At 35.4% G+C, this 20823-nt stretch carries 12 protein-coding genes and 2 tRNA genes; 9 read left to right on the top strand and 5 right to left on the bottom strand.

The genetic code is table 11. The features are described 5' to 3' along the window. Nucleotides 1-23 precede the first annotated feature (23 nt). The 5 genes from FLB_RS06760 to FLB_RS06780 all read left to right on the top strand — a co-directional run bounded on the left by FLB_RS06760 (nt 24) and on the right by FLB_RS06780 (nt 11702). The gene (locus FLB_RS06760) at nt 24-860 is read left to right on the top strand and encodes an ABC transporter permease (protein WP_064715187.1); all 837 of its coding nucleotides are present in this window, start codon (nt 24-26) and stop codon (nt 858-860) included. A gap of 15 nt (nt 861-875) precedes the next feature. Next, nucleotides 876-3200 carry a T9SS type B sorting domain-containing protein gene (locus tag FLB_RS06765; protein WP_064715188.1) on the top strand — a complete coding sequence of 775 codons (2325 nt, stop codon included), beginning with the start codon at nt 876-878 and terminating at the stop codon, nt 3198-3200. Nucleotides 3201-3547: 347 nt separating this feature from the next. Continuing rightward, complete coding sequence (locus FLB_RS06770; protein WP_064715189.1) at nt 3548-8572, top strand: T9SS type B sorting domain-containing protein; 5025 nt, start codon at nt 3548-3550, stop codon at nt 8570-8572. A 184-nt stretch (nt 8573-8756) separates the two neighbouring features. Further along, nucleotides 8757-10592 carry a glycoside hydrolase family 13 protein gene (locus FLB_RS06775; protein WP_064715190.1) on the top strand — a complete coding sequence of 612 codons (1836 nt, stop codon included), beginning with the start codon at nt 8757-8759 and terminating at the stop codon, nt 10590-10592. 18 nt (nt 10593-10610) lie between these two features. Further along, on the top strand, nt 10611-11702 hold the full coding sequence (locus FLB_RS06780) for an alpha/beta hydrolase (protein ID WP_231891056.1): 1092 nt from the start codon (nt 10611-10613) through the stop codon (nt 11700-11702). A 91-nt stretch (nt 11703-11793) separates the two neighbouring features. Here FLB_RS06780 and typA read toward each other — a convergent pair whose 3' ends face one another. Next, nucleotides 11794-13590, bottom strand: coding sequence for a translational GTPase TypA (typA, locus tag FLB_RS06785; protein ID WP_064715191.1), 1797 nt, complete (start codon nt 13588-13590; stop codon nt 11794-11796). Nucleotides 13591-13761: 171 nt separating this feature from the next. Between typA and FLB_RS06790 the strand changes: the two genes are divergently transcribed. Continuing rightward, a complete protein-coding gene (locus FLB_RS06790; protein ID WP_064715192.1) occupies nt 13762-15462 on the top strand; it encodes a PAS domain-containing protein in 1701 nt (566 codons plus the stop codon). An 11-nt stretch (nt 15463-15473) separates the two neighbouring features. Continuing rightward, the gene (locus FLB_RS06795) at nt 15474-15881 is read left to right on the top strand and encodes a response regulator (protein WP_064715193.1); all 408 of its coding nucleotides are present in this window, start codon (nt 15474-15476) and stop codon (nt 15879-15881) included. 66 nt (nt 15882-15947) lie between these two features. On the opposite strand, the gene rpsT is transcribed toward FLB_RS06795, so the two are convergent. The 4 genes from rpsT to proS form a co-directional block, all read right to left on the bottom strand. Then, nucleotides 15948-16199: a 30S ribosomal protein S20 gene (rpsT, locus tag FLB_RS06800; protein WP_064715194.1), complete on the bottom strand. Its 252-nt coding sequence runs from the start codon at nt 16197-16199 to the stop codon at nt 15948-15950. A 32-nt stretch (nt 16200-16231) separates the two neighbouring features. Beyond that, a tRNA-Glu gene (locus FLB_RS06805) sits at nt 16232-16303 on the bottom strand. 41 nt (nt 16304-16344) lie between these two features. Further along, nucleotides 16345-16416: transfer RNA gene (locus FLB_RS06810), tRNA-Glu, on the bottom strand. A 78-nt stretch (nt 16417-16494) separates the two neighbouring features. Continuing rightward, nucleotides 16495-17973 carry a proline--tRNA ligase gene (gene proS / locus FLB_RS06815; RefSeq protein ID WP_064715195.1) on the bottom strand — a complete coding sequence of 493 codons (1479 nt, stop codon included), beginning with the start codon at nt 17971-17973 and terminating at the stop codon, nt 16495-16497. Between the two features lie 101 nt (nt 17974-18074). On the opposite strand from proS, the gene FLB_RS06820 reads away from it, so the two are divergent. Next, on the top strand, nt 18075-19136 hold the full coding sequence (locus FLB_RS06820) for a hypothetical protein (protein WP_064715196.1): 1062 nt from the start codon (nt 18075-18077) through the stop codon (nt 19134-19136). Nucleotides 19137-19180: 44 nt separating this feature from the next. Beyond that, nucleotides 19181-20683: an OmpP1/FadL family transporter gene (locus FLB_RS06825; protein ID WP_064715197.1), complete on the top strand. Its 1503-nt coding sequence runs from the start codon at nt 19181-19183 to the stop codon at nt 20681-20683. Nucleotides 20684-20823 lie beyond the last annotated feature (140 nt).

Below are 20823 nucleotides of genomic sequence, written 5' to 3' on the forward strand. Positions count from 1 at the left end.
TTAACCTTCTCAAAAAATAAATCATGAAACGATTACTTTCTATAGAACTTCAAAAAATCTGGCTCAATAAAGCTAGTAGAGTACTAACATTAACTTATTTCATATTACTTTCTTTCATTGCCTTAATTGCATCCATCAAATTTGATTTGGGTGTTTTCCAATTTCATCTGGCCGAAATGGGGATTTTCAACTTTCCTTTTATTTGGCATTTTAATACCTATATCGCGGCCATTCTAAAATTCTTTTTGGCGATTGTCATTGTATCGATGATGGCCAATGAGTACAGTTATGGTACGCTGAAACAAAACCTCATCGACGGCATGAGTAAAAAAGAACTGGTGCTTTCTAAATTTTTGACCGTAGTCGCTTTTGCTTTAGCTTCTACTGTATTCGTTTTTGTAATGAGTTTAATTCTGGGATTGTGTTTTTCTTCCTACACTGAGGTAAGCATTATATTTTCGGATTTGGAGTATCTTTTGGCCTTTTTTGTAAAACTAACAGGTTTCTTTTCTTTGTGTTTGTTCTTAGGAATTTTGGTTAAACGTTCTGCTTTTGCTTTGGGATTTTTATTGGTTTTATCTATAGCCGAAGGAATAATTAAAGGTATTTTAACTTTCAAAATCTTTCCTGATAGCCCAATTGCGGGATATATTACCCAATTTTTCCCCTTAGAAGCCATGTCTAATTTGATAACAGAGCCTTTCTCTAGGTTATCGTTAGTGAAAACTATTGGTAACCAAATTGGAGTAGAAAACACCAAAGAGTATGGAGTAGCAATTTCCACCATTCTGATTGTTTTGGCATGGACAGTTATCCTTAATTTCTTGTCTTATAAAATATTAAAAAAGCGCGATTTATAGTATATTTGCTGTACTATGAAAACAAATTCCTTTCTTTTTTTACTAGTTGTTTTTTGTTTTTTTCAAGAAGCAAAGGCGCAATACATCAAAGTAGATGATACATTTAACACCCTGTATTTGGTTGAAAAAGTATTGGTCAACAGTTCTTGTGCCCAAGTTTCTAATTTTAAAGAAACGGGCGACACCTTTACAACTGGTAAAAAAAGTTTAGGTTTTTTTGATTTTAATGGCAGTGCCTTTCCTTTTAAACAGGGGATCTTTTTGAGTACATGGAGTAGCAACAACACTCCTGGCCCTTACGTTGACAATCAAAGAGGCGGTGGCTCTAAAAACTGGGGAGGAGATGCTGATTTAGATGCAGCTCTTGGCATTTCGAGTATTAATGCATCTGTCATAGAATTTGACTTTGTTCCTCTGACAGATTATGTGAGCTTTAATTACTTTTTTGCTTCCAATGAATACCAATCATACTTTCCTTGTCAGTACTCCGATGGGTTTGCTTTTTTAATCAAAGAAAAAGGAAGCGCTACTCCTTACAAAAATTTAGCTGTTTTGCCAGGAACCACAATTCCTGTAGCTTCAACTAGTGTACATCCGTTGATAAATCCAGTCCCCACTAGCAATAATGTTATCCCAGGATGTCCTGCCCAAAACGAAATCTATTTTGGAGGATACAATCAGTTCAATAGTCCAATTAATTATGCTGGACAAACCAAAGTATTGACGGCCGAAACCAAAGTTACTGCTGGTAAAACCTATCACATAAAATTAGTGGTTGCTGATGACAGAGAAGAAGTTTTTGACTCGGCAGTTTTTATTGAAGCTGGAAGTTTTAACGCCAAAATCGATTTGGGTCCAGATCGCTTATTGGCTACTAAGAATCCTATATGTTTTGGAGAGCAACTGCTTTTGAATACTAATTTACTCGCAACCAATTCATTTGAATGGTTCAAAAATGGAGTAAAAATTCCAGGAGCCAACCAACCTACCTACCAAGTTAGTTCGGCAGGAACTTACAGAGTAGACGTAGCGTTTTCTCCAACTTGTATTATTTCTGAAGAAATTAAAATAGAGTTTACCACAGATTTGACACTAAACAGCAGTACGCTAGTACAATGTGACATTGATGCGGATGGTTTAACCACTTTTGATTTGAGCACTACCGATGCCAACATAAAAAGTAATGATGCAAACATTACAAAAACTTCTTGGTACAGCAACCTCACAGACGCTCAAAATTCTACCAATGCTATACCTAATTTAACTTCCTTCAACAATACGAGTCCAAATCAAGTGCTTTATATCAAGGCAAGTTCAACCTACGAATGTTCTAAAATTGCGACTGTTACATTGAGTACAGCTACCACCGTTGTCCCGAGTCCGAATCCGATTGCTGTTTGTGACGAAGATGGTACGCAAGATGGATTGTATAAGTTTGATTTGACAACACTTGTAACCCCAAAGCTTTTGAATGGTTTGCCTGCTGGCTTAGTGGCAAAATATTACCTTTCGTTTTCTGAGGCTTTGGCTGAAAAGAACAAAATAGGCCCTGTGTTTACCAATACCCAGGCTTTGCAACAAACCATTTATGGTCGAATTAAAAATGGTCAAGATTGCTATGGTATAACACCAATTACGTTGGTGGTCAACATTTTTAACCCTATAAATTTTGAAGAAGAATCTTCTTTTTTATGCACTGGAAGAAGTTTAAATTTGAGTGTAGATTCGGGATTTTCTAGTTATTTGTGGAATACTGGTGCTACCACTGCTGCAATTACCGTGCAACAAGTAGGGACTTATACAGTAGCTGTCACTAACGATAAGGGATGTAAAAAAATAAAAACTTTTATAGTAAAAGCCTCTGAAAAAGCACTATATGAGGGGGCAGAAGTAAATGATTTTGCTGGGAATAAAAACACAATTACTATAAAATATAGCGGAAAAGGCGACTATGAATTTTCGTTAGATGGTACAAGTTATCAAGACAATCCTCTTTTTGCCAATGTAGCTCCCGGGAGTTACACCATTGTAATTCGAGATAAAAATGGCTGCGGCATAACTGTTAGTGATTTGATTTATGTATTGGATTATCCTCGTTTCTTTACCCCTAACGGTGATGGTTATAACGATACGTGGAAAATCAATAATTGGAGTGCGCTTCCGCCGTCTAGAATTGTGATTTTTGACCGATATGGAAAACTTCTTAAGGAAATAAACAATTCAAGTGATTCTTGGAACGGTACTTTTTCGGGCAGCCCTTTGCCTTCGGATGATTATTGGTTTCAACTTATCATTCCTAATGGCAAGATCATTAAAGGTCATTTTAGTTTAAAGCGGTAATTTCTTTTATTTTATCATTTTTGCTTTTCTTGCAACAAAACAGAAAAAAAACAACAAGAGTTTACATAAAAAATTGAGAATAATTCTTTATATCACTCTTTTTTAATCCACTTATTAAACCTATTTTTGGTTTTAAAATCTAAAAAACGAATGCGTTTGTTGTAACCAAGCAATCGATTTTTTGGTTTTTAGCCCCGGTAGTAGCGGCATCCTTTTCCTTTTTTCTTTAAAAAGGAAAAGATACAGCGGATAACGGGACGATGTTACCTGATCAAGCCTATTGTTACTGCTCCTAAAAAAGCCATTTTACAATTTGGTGAACCATAAATCATGCTTTTAACTACCCTATGAAAAACCTTTTTTCCTTTTTTTTACTCCTTTTTGTTGTGGCTTCTCAAGCTCAGTTTAGTAAAACGCATTACCTACCTCCTATTACGGCCCAATCGGGTATAGTGGAAGATCATTATATTTATATTTCTACTCCAAACACTAAAAATGTTCCGTTTAAAATCATTGAAAATGGCGGCAACGTAATTACGGGTGTGGTGAATAATGTAACCCCTTTTCGTTATTTTATTGGAACGGGGGATTTTACGCAATTGTTTACTCCAAAAAACACCATTGGGATTGTTAAAAATAAAGGATATATAATTGAAGCTGAGGATTTGGTGTATGCCAATATTCGCGTGAATGCAGCAAGAAGTGGTTTTGGAGGTTATAATCATGCTGGTGGGCTAGTTTCGAAAGGGAATAGTGCATTGGGAAAAACATTTCGCTTAGGAGCGATGTTGAATCCACTTTTTGACACAACATTATTGAATTTTGCCTCAATTTTAGCTACTGAAAATGGGACAAAAGTTACCATTTCTAATCTACCTATCGGAACTATTTTGACCGATGGAATTGTGACAAATGGTCCAATAACTGTGACACTTAACAAAAATGAAAGTTACGTACTCGCACTAGAGAATAATAATTCAGGCGGAACACCTTCTAACAGCTCAAAAATGATTGGTGCTTTAATTGAATCTGACAAAGCAATCGCAGTAAATGCTGGATCTATTTGCGGAAGTAATAGCACTGTTCTTGGTGTAGGAGGGAATCCAATTGGAAGGGATTTAGGTTTTGATCAAATTGTTCCTCTAGAACGTACAGGAACAGAATATATTTTTGGTAAGGGCTTTGGAACAGATGAATTGGAGCGCGTACTTCTTGTTGCTCATTTTGATGCAACAAGTGTTTTTTTGAATGGTAATCCTACTCCTTATACCACCTTGAATAAAGGAGAATATATAGCGATTGACGGATCACAGTTCAGTAACGGTAGTTTGTACATTAAAACTTCTGAAAAAGTATTTGCTTATCAAAGTATTGGTGGAACAAACTCACCTGCTAATCAAAACATGTTTTTTGTCCCACCGTTGAATTGTTCGACACCGAATGTGGTGGATAACATTCCTAACATTCAAGAAATAGGAAGTACTTTTTATGATGGTGGATTGAATATTATTACTGAAACTGGGGCGACCGTTTTAATTAATAACAGTCCAATTGGAAGCAGTCCTCAAACTATCACTGGAAATCCAAACTTTGTAAAATACACTGTTTCTGGACTAAACGGAAACATAGCTGTAAAATCAACCAAACAAGTGTATGTTTCTTATTTTGCTACAAATGGAGCAGCAACCTATGGTGGTTACTATTCTGGTTTTGATTTAAAACCAGAGATTGTATCGGATAAAATTGCTGTTGGAACCTCATCTTGTATTCCTAATGTTGTTTTAAAAATTAGTAGTTTATCGGCTTATGATACGTTTCAATGGTACAAAGATGATGTAGCTATTCCGTTGGCTACTACCAACACCTACACCCCTACTACTCCTGGTTATTATCAAGTTAGAGGAAGTATTTCGGGTTGTTTGAGTGATGTCTTTTCGGATAAAATCCCTGTTAGCGATTGTGCCAAAGACGATGACAATGATGGTACCAACAACAACATTGATATTGACTGGGACAATGACGGCATCTTAAACAATACCGAAAGCAATACTACGTTGCTTAACCAAAGTACACCTTTAGCATCAAGTGATTATGATGGAACTATTACAGGCCCAGGAACGATTTCTGGTTATCCTTTTTATGGATTTGTTTCTGAAGTACCTGCTGTTAAAAACACTCCAAATAACTATACTTTGACTTTCAAAAAACCTGAAACCATTACTTTTCAATACATAATTGATGGCACTTCTCAAACTACACCTGTTGGAGATTTAGCCAATGGGGATGGAGATTTCGTAGTTAGTGCGCCAACGAATCAGACGTTGACTATTACCAACCCATTCGATGATGTCTTAATTGATACGAATTTTGATGGAATTTACGAAAGTGGTGTAAAAGAATTTACCTCTTTTGAAATTCGTTTTCGATTTAAAAGCACTACACCTATTCCCCAAGGTGGTGCACGCTTCAAAATTCAAGGATACAAAATTACAGCCTTAACATTTAAACATTACAATCTTTCGGAAACAACCAGCAATCGTGCTGCATTTATGCTAGGCCAAAATATTGAAACGGACTCTGATGCAGATGGTATTGCGAACGCCTTGGATTTAGATAGTGACAATGATGGAATTCCTGATAGTATTGAAGCACAAGGAAAAGGATTCAAATCATTCTCTGGTGTAGACACCAATAAAGACGGTTTGGATGATGCCTTTGAACCTGGATTACAACCCATTAATTTTGATACTGATGCAACTATTAGTTTCACTGGTTATGACTACTTAGACCTTGATAGCGACAATGATGGTATTTTTGACCTTGTTGAAGCTGGTCATAATGCCACTGATGCCAACAAAGATGGCAAAGTAGACGGGAATGTCGGTTTGAATGGTTTATTAGACAATTTAGAAACGGCTCTAGATAGCGGAAAATTGAAATACACTATTGCAGATTCGGATGCAGATGGCAACTCTAACTATTTTGAATTAGATAGTGATAATGATGGTTGTAAAGACGTCATCGAGGCAGGTTTCCTAGATGGTGACGCCGATGGATTTTTAGGAAACAGTCCCGTTACGGTAAATGACAAAGGAGTTGTTACATCGGGCATAGGATACACAACGATACCAAATGCTAATTACACTCTTGGAGCGCCCATAACTATAACTACACAGCCTAGCAACAAATCACAATGTCTACTACAAAGTACTACTTTTGAAGTGGTCTCCAATGCAGACAGTTTTCAATGGGAATTGAGTACTGATGGCACAAGTTGGACTACCCTAACGAATAACACAAACTATACTGGCGTTACATCCAAAACATTACAAATCAATGCCATTGCTGCCAATATGAATAATTACAGCTATCGTGTTCAATTAAACAGAGTAGGAAATTCTTGTGGCTTAACTTCTACAGCGTCAACATTAACCACATTAGCGCTCCCAACCGTCGCCACAAGTATCACTTTGAAACAATGCGATGATAACATTGATGGCATTTCTGACTTTAATTTGACGGAAAAAAATAGCTTTATCAGTACCAATTATCTTAATGAAACTTTTACCTATTTCAAAACTGCTGCCGGAGCTGCAACCAAGGATCTGGCAACAAAAATTGCCGATCCAACCAAATATACCAGTGGAATCGGAAGCGTTTGGGCAAGAGTAGAAAACACCAATGGCTGCTTTAGTACGACGGAGATAAAATTAATTGTTTCGGCTACACAAATTCCAATAACTTTTAAACGAAATTTTACAGTATGCGATGACTATGTAGATGCCGCAAACGACGACAAAGACGGAATCGCTACCTTTAATTTTAGTACTGTTACTACTGCTATTCAAGCCTTGTTACCTTCCCCTTCTACCGCTTACACTATAAAGTATTACCCAAATTTAGCCGACGCACTAGCCGAAACTAACGAAATCACAAATAGTACTTCCTATAGAAACACGATTGCAAATCAACACCCAATTTTTGTGCGTGTCGATTCAACCCTTGACAATGCCTGTTTTGGTTTAGGAAACTATGTAACATTAACCGTTGAAAAATTACCAGTAGCAAATCCAATTTCAGATTATAAAGAATGCGATGAGATTAGCAATGATGGTATTTTTACATTCAATACGGCAACCTTACAATCTGATTTATTAAAAGGACAAACGAACGTTGCGGTTACCTATTTTGATGAAAATAATAATCCGTTGCCAAGTCCGTTTCCAGCTAATTTTTCGACTAAATCACAAACCATAAAAGCCCGAGTAACGAACACCATTACCAATACAAACGACGGCGTTCCTTGTTATGACGAAACCACCATCAAATTTATCGTAGACATCCATCCTGTAGCCAATACAGTAACCATTTCTCCAGCTTGTGATGACGCTAATCCTAGTGACACGGATGGTTTAAATACTTTTGACACTAGTACTATAGAAAGCCAATTATTAAATGGGCAAACGGGAATGGTGGTTCGCTATTTTGATGCCAACAACACTCCTTTACCAAGTCCGTTGCCTAATCCGTTTACCACCGCTACGCAAAATGTTAGAGCAACGGTTGAAAACCCAAAAAACACGACTTGCATAGAAGAAACCTTACTCTCTTTTGTTGTAAATCCATTGCCAAATATTAATTTGAATACAAATGGATCAGAGGATCAATTGGTTTGTACCAATTTGCCAACCTTCACGGTCCAACTCAATGGAGGAATTAATGATGGAAGTCCTACAACTAATTACACCTACGTTTGGAAAAAAGACGGAACTGTACTAACAGGACAAAAAAATTACACTTTAAATGTTAATAGCGAAGGGCTCTATACTGTTGATGTTGTTACTCCACAAGGATGTAGCAGAACTAGAACCATAAAAGTGACCGCCTCTGATATTGCAAAAATTGAATCAGTAGAAGTAGTTGATTTAACGGATGTAAACAAAGTTACAATCAATGTTAGCGGTCAAGGAGATTATGAATACAGCTTAGATGATGCGACAGGCCCTTTTATTTCTTCGAATGTATTTGAAAATATTCCTTCCGGTATTCACACCATTTATGTAAATGATAAAAATGGATGTGGAATTGTAAGTAAAGAAGTAGCCGTAGTTGGAGCTCCGAAATATTTCACCCCAAACGGAGACGGATACAATGATTACTGGAATGTTAAAGGAACCAATACTGCCGCCAACTCAAAATCTGTGATTCGTATTTTTGACCGATACGGTAAATTACTAAAACAAATTTTCCCTAACAGTAATGGTTGGGACGGAACCTTCAATGGCCAGCCCTTACCTTCGGATGACTATTGGTACACGGTTGTACTGGAAGATGGTCGAGAAATCAAAGGGCATTTTGCTTTGAAACGATAAATCATCTATTTTTTTCAACTTTTTTTTTCAAACTACCATCGTTTGCGTAACTGGATTTCCTAAAATAAAAGTTAAGATCAGATTTAATTTATTTCAATAAATGTAAATTTAGGGATATTGTATTTTCATGATAGAAATTCTATAGAGAATACAAAAAAAATATTTCTAAATAAAAACGATTGCAATGAAAAAATTAGCGCTCTTCTTAATTCTCATTTCTACAACAATTTACGCACAAATCAATAGAATAGAACCTGCAAATTGGTGGGTAGGAATGAAACTCAATCAAATCACTTTATTGGTCTACGGAAACAATATTCAAGATTTAGAACCTACTATAAAATACGATGGGGTTCATGTTGTAAAAATAGAAAAAGTTGAAAATCCAAACTATCTGTTTGTGACGATAAACATAGCTCCCGACACAAAAATCGGTAAAGCTAAAATTGACTTCAAGAAAAATGGAAAAACCATCATTACTAAAGATTTTCCTTTATTAGCAAGAGAAAACAACAGCGCCAACAGGGAAAGTTTTTCTAACAAAGATGCTATACTGTTAATCATGCCTGATCGTTTTGCAAATGGCAATCCAAAAAATGATAACCTGCCCGGTAGTTTAGAAAAAGCCAATCGTAATGACGAAAATGGAAGACACGGAGGCGATATTCAAGGCATAATCAATAATCTAGATTATATTCAATCCCTAGGTTACACTCAAATTTGGAACACACCATTGGTAGAAAATAACATGCAAAAATATTCCTATCATGGTTATGCCGCAACCGATTTTTACAAAATTGATCCTCGCTATGGAACCAATGAAGATTTTAAAAGATTAGTTCAAGAAGCCAAAAAAAGAAATATCGGTTTAATTTGGGATGTAGTATTGAACCATTGTGGATTGGAATATTACTTCATCAAGGATATGCCAATGAAAGATTGGGTTAATTTCCCAGATACTAGAACAAGAACGAATCATTTAAAATCTACACTTTTGGATCCTTATGCTACCAAACAAGACAAAAAAGGCTATACCGATGGGTGGTTCGATACCACTATGCCTGATCTAAACCAAAGAAATCCTTTGATGGCAAGTTATTTGACTCAAAACACCATTTGGTGGATAGAATATGCTGGTTTATCTGGCTTTAGAGAAGATACTTTTTCCTATGCCGATAAAGACTTTTTGGCCTATTGGACCAAAACTATCTTAGAAGAATACCCCAACTTTAATATTGTGGGAGAAGAAATGACGCATGTTACCGAAATCGCTGCGTATTGGCAAAAAAACAAAAAAAATATTGACGGATACCAATGCTATTTACCCTCACTTATGGACTTTGCCTTAACCGATAATTTAGTAAAAGCATTGAACAATAAAAATGATTGGGAATCGACATGGAAAGAAGTATACAAAAGCATGGGTCAAGATTACCAATTTCCAAATCCAAATAATTTATTGATATTTCCAGACAATCACGATATGGATCGAATTTATTCAAGGTTGAATAAAAATTTAGACCACTGGAAATTGGCGATGACCTTATATGCCACCATGCGTGGGATTCCACAAATTTATTATGGTACAGAATTACTATTTACTCATGAAAAAATGGGCAATGATGGACAACGTAGAGGTGATTTTTATGGCGGATGGGAAGGTGATACCAAAAACGCTATTACAAGAAAAGGGTTGACAAATGAGGAACTAGAAGCACAAAAATTCTTTACCCATCTTTTCAATTGGAGAAAAACAGCTACTGCCATTCATGATGGAAAATTCACCCATTATGTTCCAGAAAAAAATGAAGCCTATGTTTATTTTAGATATACTGACAAGCAAAAAATCATGGTGATTTTGAATAAAAACGATAAAAAAATCACCTTAGATATGAAAACCTATCAAGATATAATTCCTTCTAATTTCAGTGCAAAAGAAGCACTAAGCGGAAAAGAAATAAATGTGAATGGAATGCTAGAAGTTGCTCCAAAATCGGCTTTGATTTTAGAAATTAAATAATGTAAAACGAGTTGTTAATTGAATTCAGATTTAGCTGGAGACAGTTTTTATCTTATAAAAAGCGAACTCAATTATCAAACCTTTGATTTCCTGCAAGGTTTTCAAAACCTTGTAGGTATATCTAAACACCAACAATTCCTACGAGGTCAAAAAAAGACCTTGCTCAGAATTGAGAAAAACACTAAACACAAACAAATGAAATTCAACCTAATTTTACTATTTTCTATCCTTTTTATCCAACACTCGTTGGCACAAGTAAAAGTAAGTTCGGGCAAAGTACAGCGTTTTGAAAATTTCAAATCAAAACTGATTGATACCCGAAATATTGATGTTTGGTTGCCTAACGGTTATTCTGAGAAAGAAAAATATGCCGTTTTGTATATGCATGACGGGCAAGCTTTATACGATGCCCAAAGTACTTGGAACAAACAAGCATGGGAAATAGATGAAGTGGCTGGAAAATTAATTGCCGAGGGAAAAACACAAAAATTTATTGTCGTAGGTATTTGGAACAACGGGCCAAAACGCCACCCCGAATATTTTCCTCAAAAGCCTTTTGAAAGTTTGACACAAATTCAAAGAGACACAGTCACCGCTCAATTACAAAAAGCAGGTAGAACCAAGGACATTTTTAAACCGTATTCTGATTTGTACCTTCAGTTTTTGGTTACCGAATTAAAGCCATTTATTGATAAAAATTTCTCGACGAAGCCTAATCAAAAGAACACATTTATAGCGGGTTCCAGCATGGGAGGACTCATTTCGATGTATGCGATTTGTGAATATCCAAAAATTTTTGGTGGTGCCGCTTGTTTATCTACACATTGGCCAGGTACTTTTTCTTTAGAAAATAATCCCATTCCAAATGCCTTTGTAGAGTACCTCAAAAAGAAACTTCCCAATCCCAAAAACCATAAAATCTATTTTGATTATGGCGACCAAACCTTGGATGCCATGTACAAGCCTTTACAAGAAAAAGTAGATGTTGTGATGAAAGCCAAAGGTTTTACCAACAAAAACTGGGAAACCAAATTCTTCCCCGGAGAAAACCATTCGGAAGTAGCTTGGGCGAAGCGATTGGATATACCTTTACTGTTTTTATTAAATTAGTGAATTTTACTTCTAATTTTCAAATAATAAAAATCCCAAACTCCATATATTTTGGAATTTGGGATTTACTATTTTTGAGATTTAGAAAAATTTAGACTTTAAATCTTTTTCTATCTGTTTCAGTTAAATAGATTTTTCTCAAACGAATCGATTTTGGTGTACACTCTACATATTCATCTTTTTGAATGTACTCTAAAGCTTCTTCCAATGAAAAGATAATTGGAGGAATAATTCTAGCTTTTTCATCATTTCCTGAAGAACGTACATTAGATTGTTTTTTCTCTTTCGTTACGTTTACACACATATCATCTCCACGAGAGTTTTCTCCAATAACTTGTCCTTCGTAGATTTCAGCATTTGGCTCAACGAAAAATTTACCACGATCTTGCAATTTATCGATAGAATAAGGAATAGCTTTTCCTTTTTCCATAGAGATCAAAGACCCTTTGTTACGTCCAGCAATTTCACCTTTGTAAGGCTCATAACCGATAAAACGGTGTGCCATAATAGCCTCACCAGCAGTAGCAGTAAGCAATTGATTACGCAATCCAATAATTCCACGAGATGGAATATTAAATTTAATAATCATACGCTCTCCTTTTGTTTCCATAGAAAGCATTTCACCTTTACGCAAAGTAACAAATTCAACAGCTCTTCCAGAAAGATTTTCTGGTAAGTCGATAGTTAACTCTTCAATTGGTTCACATTTTTTACCATCAATTTCTTTGATAATTACTTGTGGTTGACCAATTTGCAATTCGTAACCTTCTCTTCTCATGGTTTCAATAAGAACAGATAAGTGCAATACACCACGACCAAAAACCATAAACTTATCAGCTGAATCAGTTTCACCCAATTTCATTGCTAAGTTTTTCTCTAATTCTTTGGTTAAACGCTCTCTAATATGACGAGAAGTTACAAATTTACCTTCTTTACCAAAGAATGGTGAGTCGTTAATGGTAAACAACATACTCATTGTAGGTTCATCAATTGCAATAGAAGCTAATCCTTCAGGATTTTCAAAATCAGAGATAGTATCACCAATTTCAAAACCTTCAACACCAACAATTGCACAAATATCTCCAGCAATTACTTGTTCTACTTTTTTACGTCCAAGACCTTCAAAAGTATGTAATTCTTTAATTTTAGATTTAGATATAGAACCATCTCTTTTTACTAAAGAAATTGGCATCCCTTCTTTCAAAACACCTCTTTCCAAACGACCAATAGCGATACGTCCTGTAAAAGCAGAAAAATCAAGAGAAGTAATCAACATTTGTGGCGTTCCTTCAGACACTTTTGGTGCAGGAACATTCTCAATTACCATATCCAACAAAGGCTCGATGTTTTCTGTTTGATTTTTCCAATCATCAGACATCCAGTTGTTTTTTGCAGAACCGTATACTGTTGGAAAATCCAATTGCCATTCTTGTGCACCCAATTCAAACATCAAGTCAAAAACTTTTTCGTGAACTTCTTCTGGTGTACAGTTTTCTTTATCAACTTTATTGATAACTACACATGGTTTTAATCCCAAATCGATTGCTTTTTGCAAAACGAAACGAGTTTGAGGCATTGGTCCCTCAAAAGCATCTACTAGTAAACAAACACCGTCTGCCATGTTCAATACACGTTCTACTTCTCCACCAAAATCAGCGTGACCAGGAGTATCAATAATATTAATTTTAGTTCCTTTATACTGTACCGATACGTTTTTTGATGTAATAGTAATCCCTCTTTCACGCTCTAAGTCGTTATTATCTAGAATTAAATCACCTGTGTTTTCGTTGTCACGAAATAATTGACAGTGATACATAATTTTATCAACCAAAGTGGTTTTACCGTGATCGACGTGGGCAATAATTGCAATGTTTCTAATAGATTCCATCTGTGATTTTTTGTGGGTGCAAATGTACACTTTATTTTCATATAAAAAACATTCCTAGACCGTTTACTAAAACAATGAATAGCAAGTAGTTCAATATTCATGATTTTTATAAAATTAAGTTTTGCAACAAAAATTTAAAATTCTAACAAATAAATTATTTATATTTGAGTAATGAAAAGTAAAACCAACCAAATAATTAGTATTTTCATTCTTTTCTCCATATTTATGGCTATTGTTTGGTATAAATTTTCAAACAAAATCCATTTTGAAAACCCTCTCTTCAACAATTTAATCAAAGACATAATTTTTATCTTATTTGTAGGATTATTATTTAGATACATTTTATCCAAAAACGACAATCGCAACATTAGAATTTTAGATAAAATAAGAACAAATACAAATGAAATAAAAGAATCAAATGAAAAGTACGACATTGTCTCGAAGGCTACTAGTGATACTATTTGGGATTGGAAAATACAAGAAGACTCAATCACTTGGAACAAAGGAATAGCATCTATTTTTGGGTATACCGAAGATCAAGTAGGCAATACGTCTGCATGGTGGTTTGACAAAATTCACCCCGAAGACAGCATAAAAATGTCTGTAAAATTATATTCTTTCATTGAACAAAAGTCTGAAAAATGGCAAGACCAATATCGCTTTAGATGCTCCGACAATACTTATAAATATGTACTTGACCGAGGTTTTCTTTTAAAAGACAAAGAGGGTAGAGCTTTACGGATGATTGGAGCCATTCAAGACATTACAAAACAAAAACAAGAAGAACAAAACCTGAAATTATTAGAAACTGTAGTTACCCAAACAAAAGATGCAGTAGTAATCACCAAATCCGATTCAGAAAGTGCTTTGTTCCCAAATATCATTTATGTAAATGACGCTTTTCGCCTCATGACAGGACATAAATCAGAAAACATTCTTTTAAAACCTTTCAATCCTTTCAACACTGACAATCTTGATCACAATGAATATGAAAAATTCTGCTCAGCACTTGCCGAAAAAAGGGAATGTCAAATCGAAACTCTAACTAGAAAAAAAAACAAAGAAGAATATTGGGTTCGTTTTTCAATGATTCCCATTTACAATGCAGACAAAGAACTTTCACATTGGATTTCAATTCAGAAAGATGTTACAGCTGAAAGAAAGCAAGAAAAGGAAAAAGAACAGCTCATACGCGAATTGACGCAAAACAACAAAGACCTAAAACAATTTTCTTACATCACTTCCCATAATTTAAGAGCACCATTATCAAATTTAATAGGCCTCCTGAATTTAATTGAAGACATAACAATTACTGATAGCGAATTGTTAGAAATAATAAATGGATTCAATAAATCTACCCATCTTTTAAACGAAACCATCAATGATTTGGTCAAAATTATTGTAATAAAAGATCAAATTTCTATACAAAAAGAAAATGTTTCTATTTGTGAAGTTTTGGAACATGTTTTTAATCAACTTCAATTTCAAATTGAACAATCCGAACCCGTATTAAAAGTAAATATTGACCCAATTGAAACCATCTATACTAATAAAGCATATCTTGAAAGTATTTTAATGAACTTGTTAACCAATTCCATTAAATATAAATCCGAATCTAATAGATTAAAAATTACAATTTCAACGAAAAAAATCAACAATAAAACGGTATTAAAATTCAAAGATAATGGCATTGGAATTGATTTAAAACGAAACTCCGACCATGTCTTTGGTTTATATCAAAGATTCCATGATTACCCAGACAGCAAAGGTTTGGGACTCTACTTAGTCAAATCGCAAATAGAATCATTAGGCGGAAACATAAGTATAGAAAGTGAAGTAAACAAAGGTACTCAATTCACATTAACCTTTTAAAGAAAAGCAAAATGTACAACACCATTTTTTGTATTGATGACGACCCAATATCATTGATGATTAGCAAAAAAATCATCTCAAAAACTGCCTTTGCAAAGGAAGTCATTACCGCTTTAAATGGCGAAGAAGCCCTACGAATGTATGATACCGCTAAAAAAAACACCTCAACAAATCTTAATTCAATACCTGAATTAATCTTTTTAGATCTAAACATGCCTGTTATGGGAGGATGGAAATTTCTTGAACTTTTCACCAGCGAGCATTACTTAGAGTTCAACAAGGCTAAAGTAATTATACTTTCGTCAACTATTGACCCACAAGACCTAGCAAAAGCAAAGACGTTTAGTGTGGTTGCTGATTTTCTTCCAAAACCGATCACCGTAGGAATGCTAGATTATTTGAAAGAAAAATTTAAATAACAAAAAGCATAAAAAAAACTCCTTAAAGGAGTTTTTTTTTATTAGTATGCTATATAAAATATCGTATTACAATTTAGCAACATGTTTAGTTAACTTAGATTTCAAGTTAGAAGCTTTATTATCATGGATAATATTTTTCTTAGCTAACTTATCAATCATAGAAATAACAGCAGACAATTTAGCTGTAGCATCAGCTTTATCCGTAGCAATTCTTAATGCCTTAATAGCATTACGAGTAGTTTTGTGTTGGTATCTATTTAACACTCTTTTCTTTTCGTTACTTCTGATTCTCTTTAGAGCTGACTTATGATTTGCCATTGTATTATTTTTTTATCTTTATTATTTTTCTGTAGTCCGTAAGGGAATCGAACCCCTGTTACCAAGATGAAATCTTGGCGTCCTAACCCCTAGACGAACGGACCATTATTCTTCTAAGTTCGGGAATCAATTCAATAAAAATTCGTAGTCCGTGGGGGAATCGAACCCCCCTTACCAGGATGAAAACCTGGCGTCCTAACCGATAGACGAACGGACCCTGCTTCTGTATTGCGGATGCAAAAATACAACTATTTTTGAGAAGCACAATAGCTGATGCAAAAAAAATTAATTTTTTTTAATATGCCTTTGCAAATAGCACTCTTCCAACCGAAGAATTCCCAGTAAACACGCAGCTTCCCGCCTCCTCTACTCTATCCAAAGGAATACATCTTATAGTTGCTTTTGTCAACTCTTTTATCTTTTCTTCAGTAGCCGCAGTACCATCCCAATGGGCTGAAACGAACCCTCCTTTTCCTTCCAAAACAGACTTAAATTCCTCAAAATTATTTACTTCCGTAACATGACTCTCTCTATAAGATAACGCATTATTAAATAAATCCGTTTGAATTTGAGAAAGTAAAGTAGCAATATAATTTTCAATTCCATCTGCAGCAATGACCTCTTTAGACAAATTATCTCGTCGAGCTACTTCAAAAGTTCCATTTTCTAAATCTTTTGGACCAACTGCAATTCGAACAGGAACACCTTTTAATTCCCACTCTGCAAATTTAAATCCTGGTTTCTGTGTGGTTCTATCATCATACTTAACACTAATATTAAGTTTGCGTAGCGCAGCTGAAACAATAGCAACAGCAGCAGAAATAGCTTGCAATTGTTCATCTGACTTATATATAGGCACAATCACCACTTGTATGGGTGCTAAATTTGGAGGCAAAACCAATCCTTTGTCATCAGAATGCGTCATTACTAGCGCACCCATCAATCGAGTCGAAACTCCCCAAGAAGTTCCCCAAACATATTCTTGCTTTCCTTCGGCATTAGCAAACTTAACATCAAAAGCTTTAGCAAAATTCTGACCTAAGAAATGAGATGTCCCAGCTTGTAATGCCTTTCCATCTTGCATTAAAGCCTCTATACAATACGTTTCTTCGGCTCCTGCAAATCGTTCTGTTTCAGTTTTCAATCCTTTGATTACTGGAATCGCCATGAAGTTCTGAACAAAATCAGCATAAACATTCATCATTTTTTCAGATTCTTCTATAGCTTCTTTTCTTGTAGCATGAGCGGTATGACCTTCTTGCCACAAAAACTCAGCGGTTCTCAAAAACAAACGTGTTCTCATCTCCCATCTTACTACATTTGCCCACTGATTAATTAATAAAGGTAAATCTCTATAAGACTGAACCCATCCTTTATAGGTTGACCAGATAATCGCTTCACTTGTTGGACGCACAATTAGTTCCTCCTCTAATTTAGCATTTGGATCAACCATTAATTTTCCGGGCTTGTCAGGATCGTTTTTTAATCTATAATGGGTCACAATAGCACATTCTTTTGCAAACCCTTCAGCATTTTTCTCTTCTGCCTCAAACATGCTTTTGGGCACAAACAATGGGAAATAAGCATTTTGATGTCCTGTTTCTTTGAACATACGATCCAATTCTGCTTGCATTTTTTCCCAGATAGCATATCCGTACGGTTTAATTACCATACAGCCTCTAACCCCTGAATTCTCGGCTAAATCAGCTTTTACAACTAGCTCATTATACCATTTAGAATAATCTTCTTCTCTTGTAGTAAGGTTCTTGCTCATATCAAATAGTTTGGCACAAATTTTGTTTTATTTTTTTTAACGTATTAGTTAGGCAAAACTAACTATTTTTGTATTGTTCAACAATAAAAATTCCTATAGATATGAAAACTACCGTTTTTCCCTCAAAAAATATTATCCAATTTACCTTTGTTGGACTTCTAAGTTTAGTAATTGTTTCGTGTGGTTCTTATCAAAATAGCTCCTACTACGAATCAGATGGTGTATATGGTTCTAATTCCTCTAGAGTAGTTTATAACGAATCACAAAACACTGCAGGTAATCAATATCAAGAATACTTTAATTCGCTACAAAACACCAATTCATCGGCAGACATTTTTACTGATGTAGAAAGTTATAACAACTATGTAGACGTTACTGATAGTATTCAAGCTCCAAACACTGGCTATGCTAGTTGGGGAAGCAATCCACAAAGTACTACCATATATATAAACAACAACGGTTGGAACAATTGGTATGGCCCTGGATGGGGATGGGGAATGAACAACTGGTATGGCGGATGGGGCTGGAATAACCCTTGGGGATGGAATGCCGGCTGGGGATGGAATACTGGTTGGGGATGGAATATTGGCTGGGGTTATCCTGGCGGTGGCTGGTGGGGTTACCCTGGAGGACATTGGGATTACCCAAGTTATAGATACAACAATTACGCCTACAACTCTAGTAGAAGAGGCTCAGGTTACTCTAACGGAAACTATATCAATAGAACTTATAACAGCCGAAACAGTCAAAACATTACCAATTTCAACAGAAGAAGTAGTACTGACCTTAGACGAAATTCAAATTATGATTACAGCTCTAACAATTCTGTAAATAGAAGAAATTCGAATTCCGATTACAGCTCTAGCAATTCTTTCAATAGAAGAAACAATAGTTCTGATTACAGTTCTAACAGTTCTTTTACCAGAAGAAATAGCAGCTCTAACTCAAACAACTCTTCATACAACCCGATGAGAACAAGTAGAGAAAGCAGTAATTACAACACAAACTCTAATTCCTCTTCAACATCAAGAAATAATAGTTACACCCCTACTCGTTCTTATTCTCCAAGCTCTTCAAGCGGCAGCATGCGTTCTTCTGGAGGTGGAGGTGGAGGCGGTGGATCAAGATCTTCTAGCGGAGGCGGAAGAGGCGGAAGAGGATAAAATCTTCTTTTTAACAACTATTCAATCAAAATAACTCAATCAATATGAAGAAACCCTTTATACTACTAGCTTTTGCTTTTATGTTTACATCGGCAAATGCTCAAGAAATATCTGACGCCTTACGTTATTCTATAGAAAACCTAAATGGAACTGCAAGATACAGGGCAATGAGTGGCGCTTTTGGAGCACTAGGAGGTGACTTATCGTCTATCAATGTAAATCCTGCGGGTTCTGCGGTGTTTAACAACAACCAATTAGGATTAACCATCAGCAATTATGACACTAAAAACAATTCAAATTATTTCGGCACCCAGACTAGTGATAGCGAGAATTCTTTTGATTTGAATCAAGCAGGAGGTGTTTTTGTTTTTAAAAACCATGATAAAAATGCCAAATGGACTAAAATAGCCTTTGCGGTTAACTATGAAAACACCAACAATTTTGATAATGCAAAATTTTCTGCGGGTGTAAATCCAACCAACTCAATTGCGAATTATTTTTTGAGTTTTGCTAATGGAATCCCTTTAAATGTGTTAGAAAATGGTAATTACTCAGCATTAAATAACGCAGAACAACAAGCTTTTTTGGGCTATCAAGGATATATCATCAACCCGGTTTCGAATTCTACAAATAATACTGCCTATACTTCAAATGTTCGCGAAGGAGGCAATTACTTTCAAGAGAACGGTATTTATTCTAATGGGTACAACGGAAAGTTATCTTTTAACTTTTCGTCTTCCTACAAGGACAAACTTTATATAGGTATTAACCTTAACTCGCATTTTTCTAATTTTACGCAATCTTCTAGGTTTTACGAAGACAACGATAACACCTTAACAAACGTGGATCGCATTAACAGAATGCGTTTTAGTAATGATTTATACACCAACGGAACAGGATTTTCTTTTCAAATTGGCGCTATTGCAAAAATTACAGATGGATTAAGACTAGGTGCGGCATATGAATCACCAACTTGGATGAATTTGAGTGACGAATTGACACAACGACTGAGCTCCGTTAGAAGCAACCTTTCTGGAGAATTACCTGCCGATGTAATTGATCCGCGCATCACTAATTATTATGCTCCTTATCGATTACAGACTCCTAGTAAATTTACTGGAAGCGCGGCTTATGTGTTTGGCAAAAAGGGATTGATAAGTATCGATTACTCTGTAAAAGATTATTCAAATGTAAAATTTAGACCTACAAGCGATGATTATTTTAGAGGATTGAATGCTGAAATGAATACAACTCTTGATTATTCAGGTGAATTACGAATTGGAGCTGAATACAAAATAAAAGCGTTGAGCTTGAGAGGTGGCTACCGTATGGAACAAAGTCCTTATAAAAACAAAACTACCATTGGCGATTTGACTGGCTATTCTGGAGGTTTGGGATACAATTTTGGAGCAACACGAGTAGACCTTGCCTATTCTTATGCCAAACGAAATTACCAACAAGGTTTTTTTAGCACGGGACTTACGAATGCTGCGAGTATAGATGCTATCAATAACAATGTATCGCTCACGGTGTTGTTTGAATTATAAAAAGATATAAAGATAGAAGCCAAGTTCGGCTTCTTTTTTTTTGCTCTTGCATTATCGAGTCTTCTTTTAAATGCTGGCAAAAAAGCCCTATCTTCCTTATAGCCCCGGTAGGAGCGGCATCCTTTGCCTTTTTTCTTTCA

It is taken from the genome of Flavobacterium succinicans (genome assembly GCF_001662485.1).
In the GTDB taxonomy this organism is placed as follows: Bacteria; Bacteroidota; Bacteroidia; order Flavobacteriales; family Flavobacteriaceae; genus Flavobacterium; species Flavobacterium succinicans_A.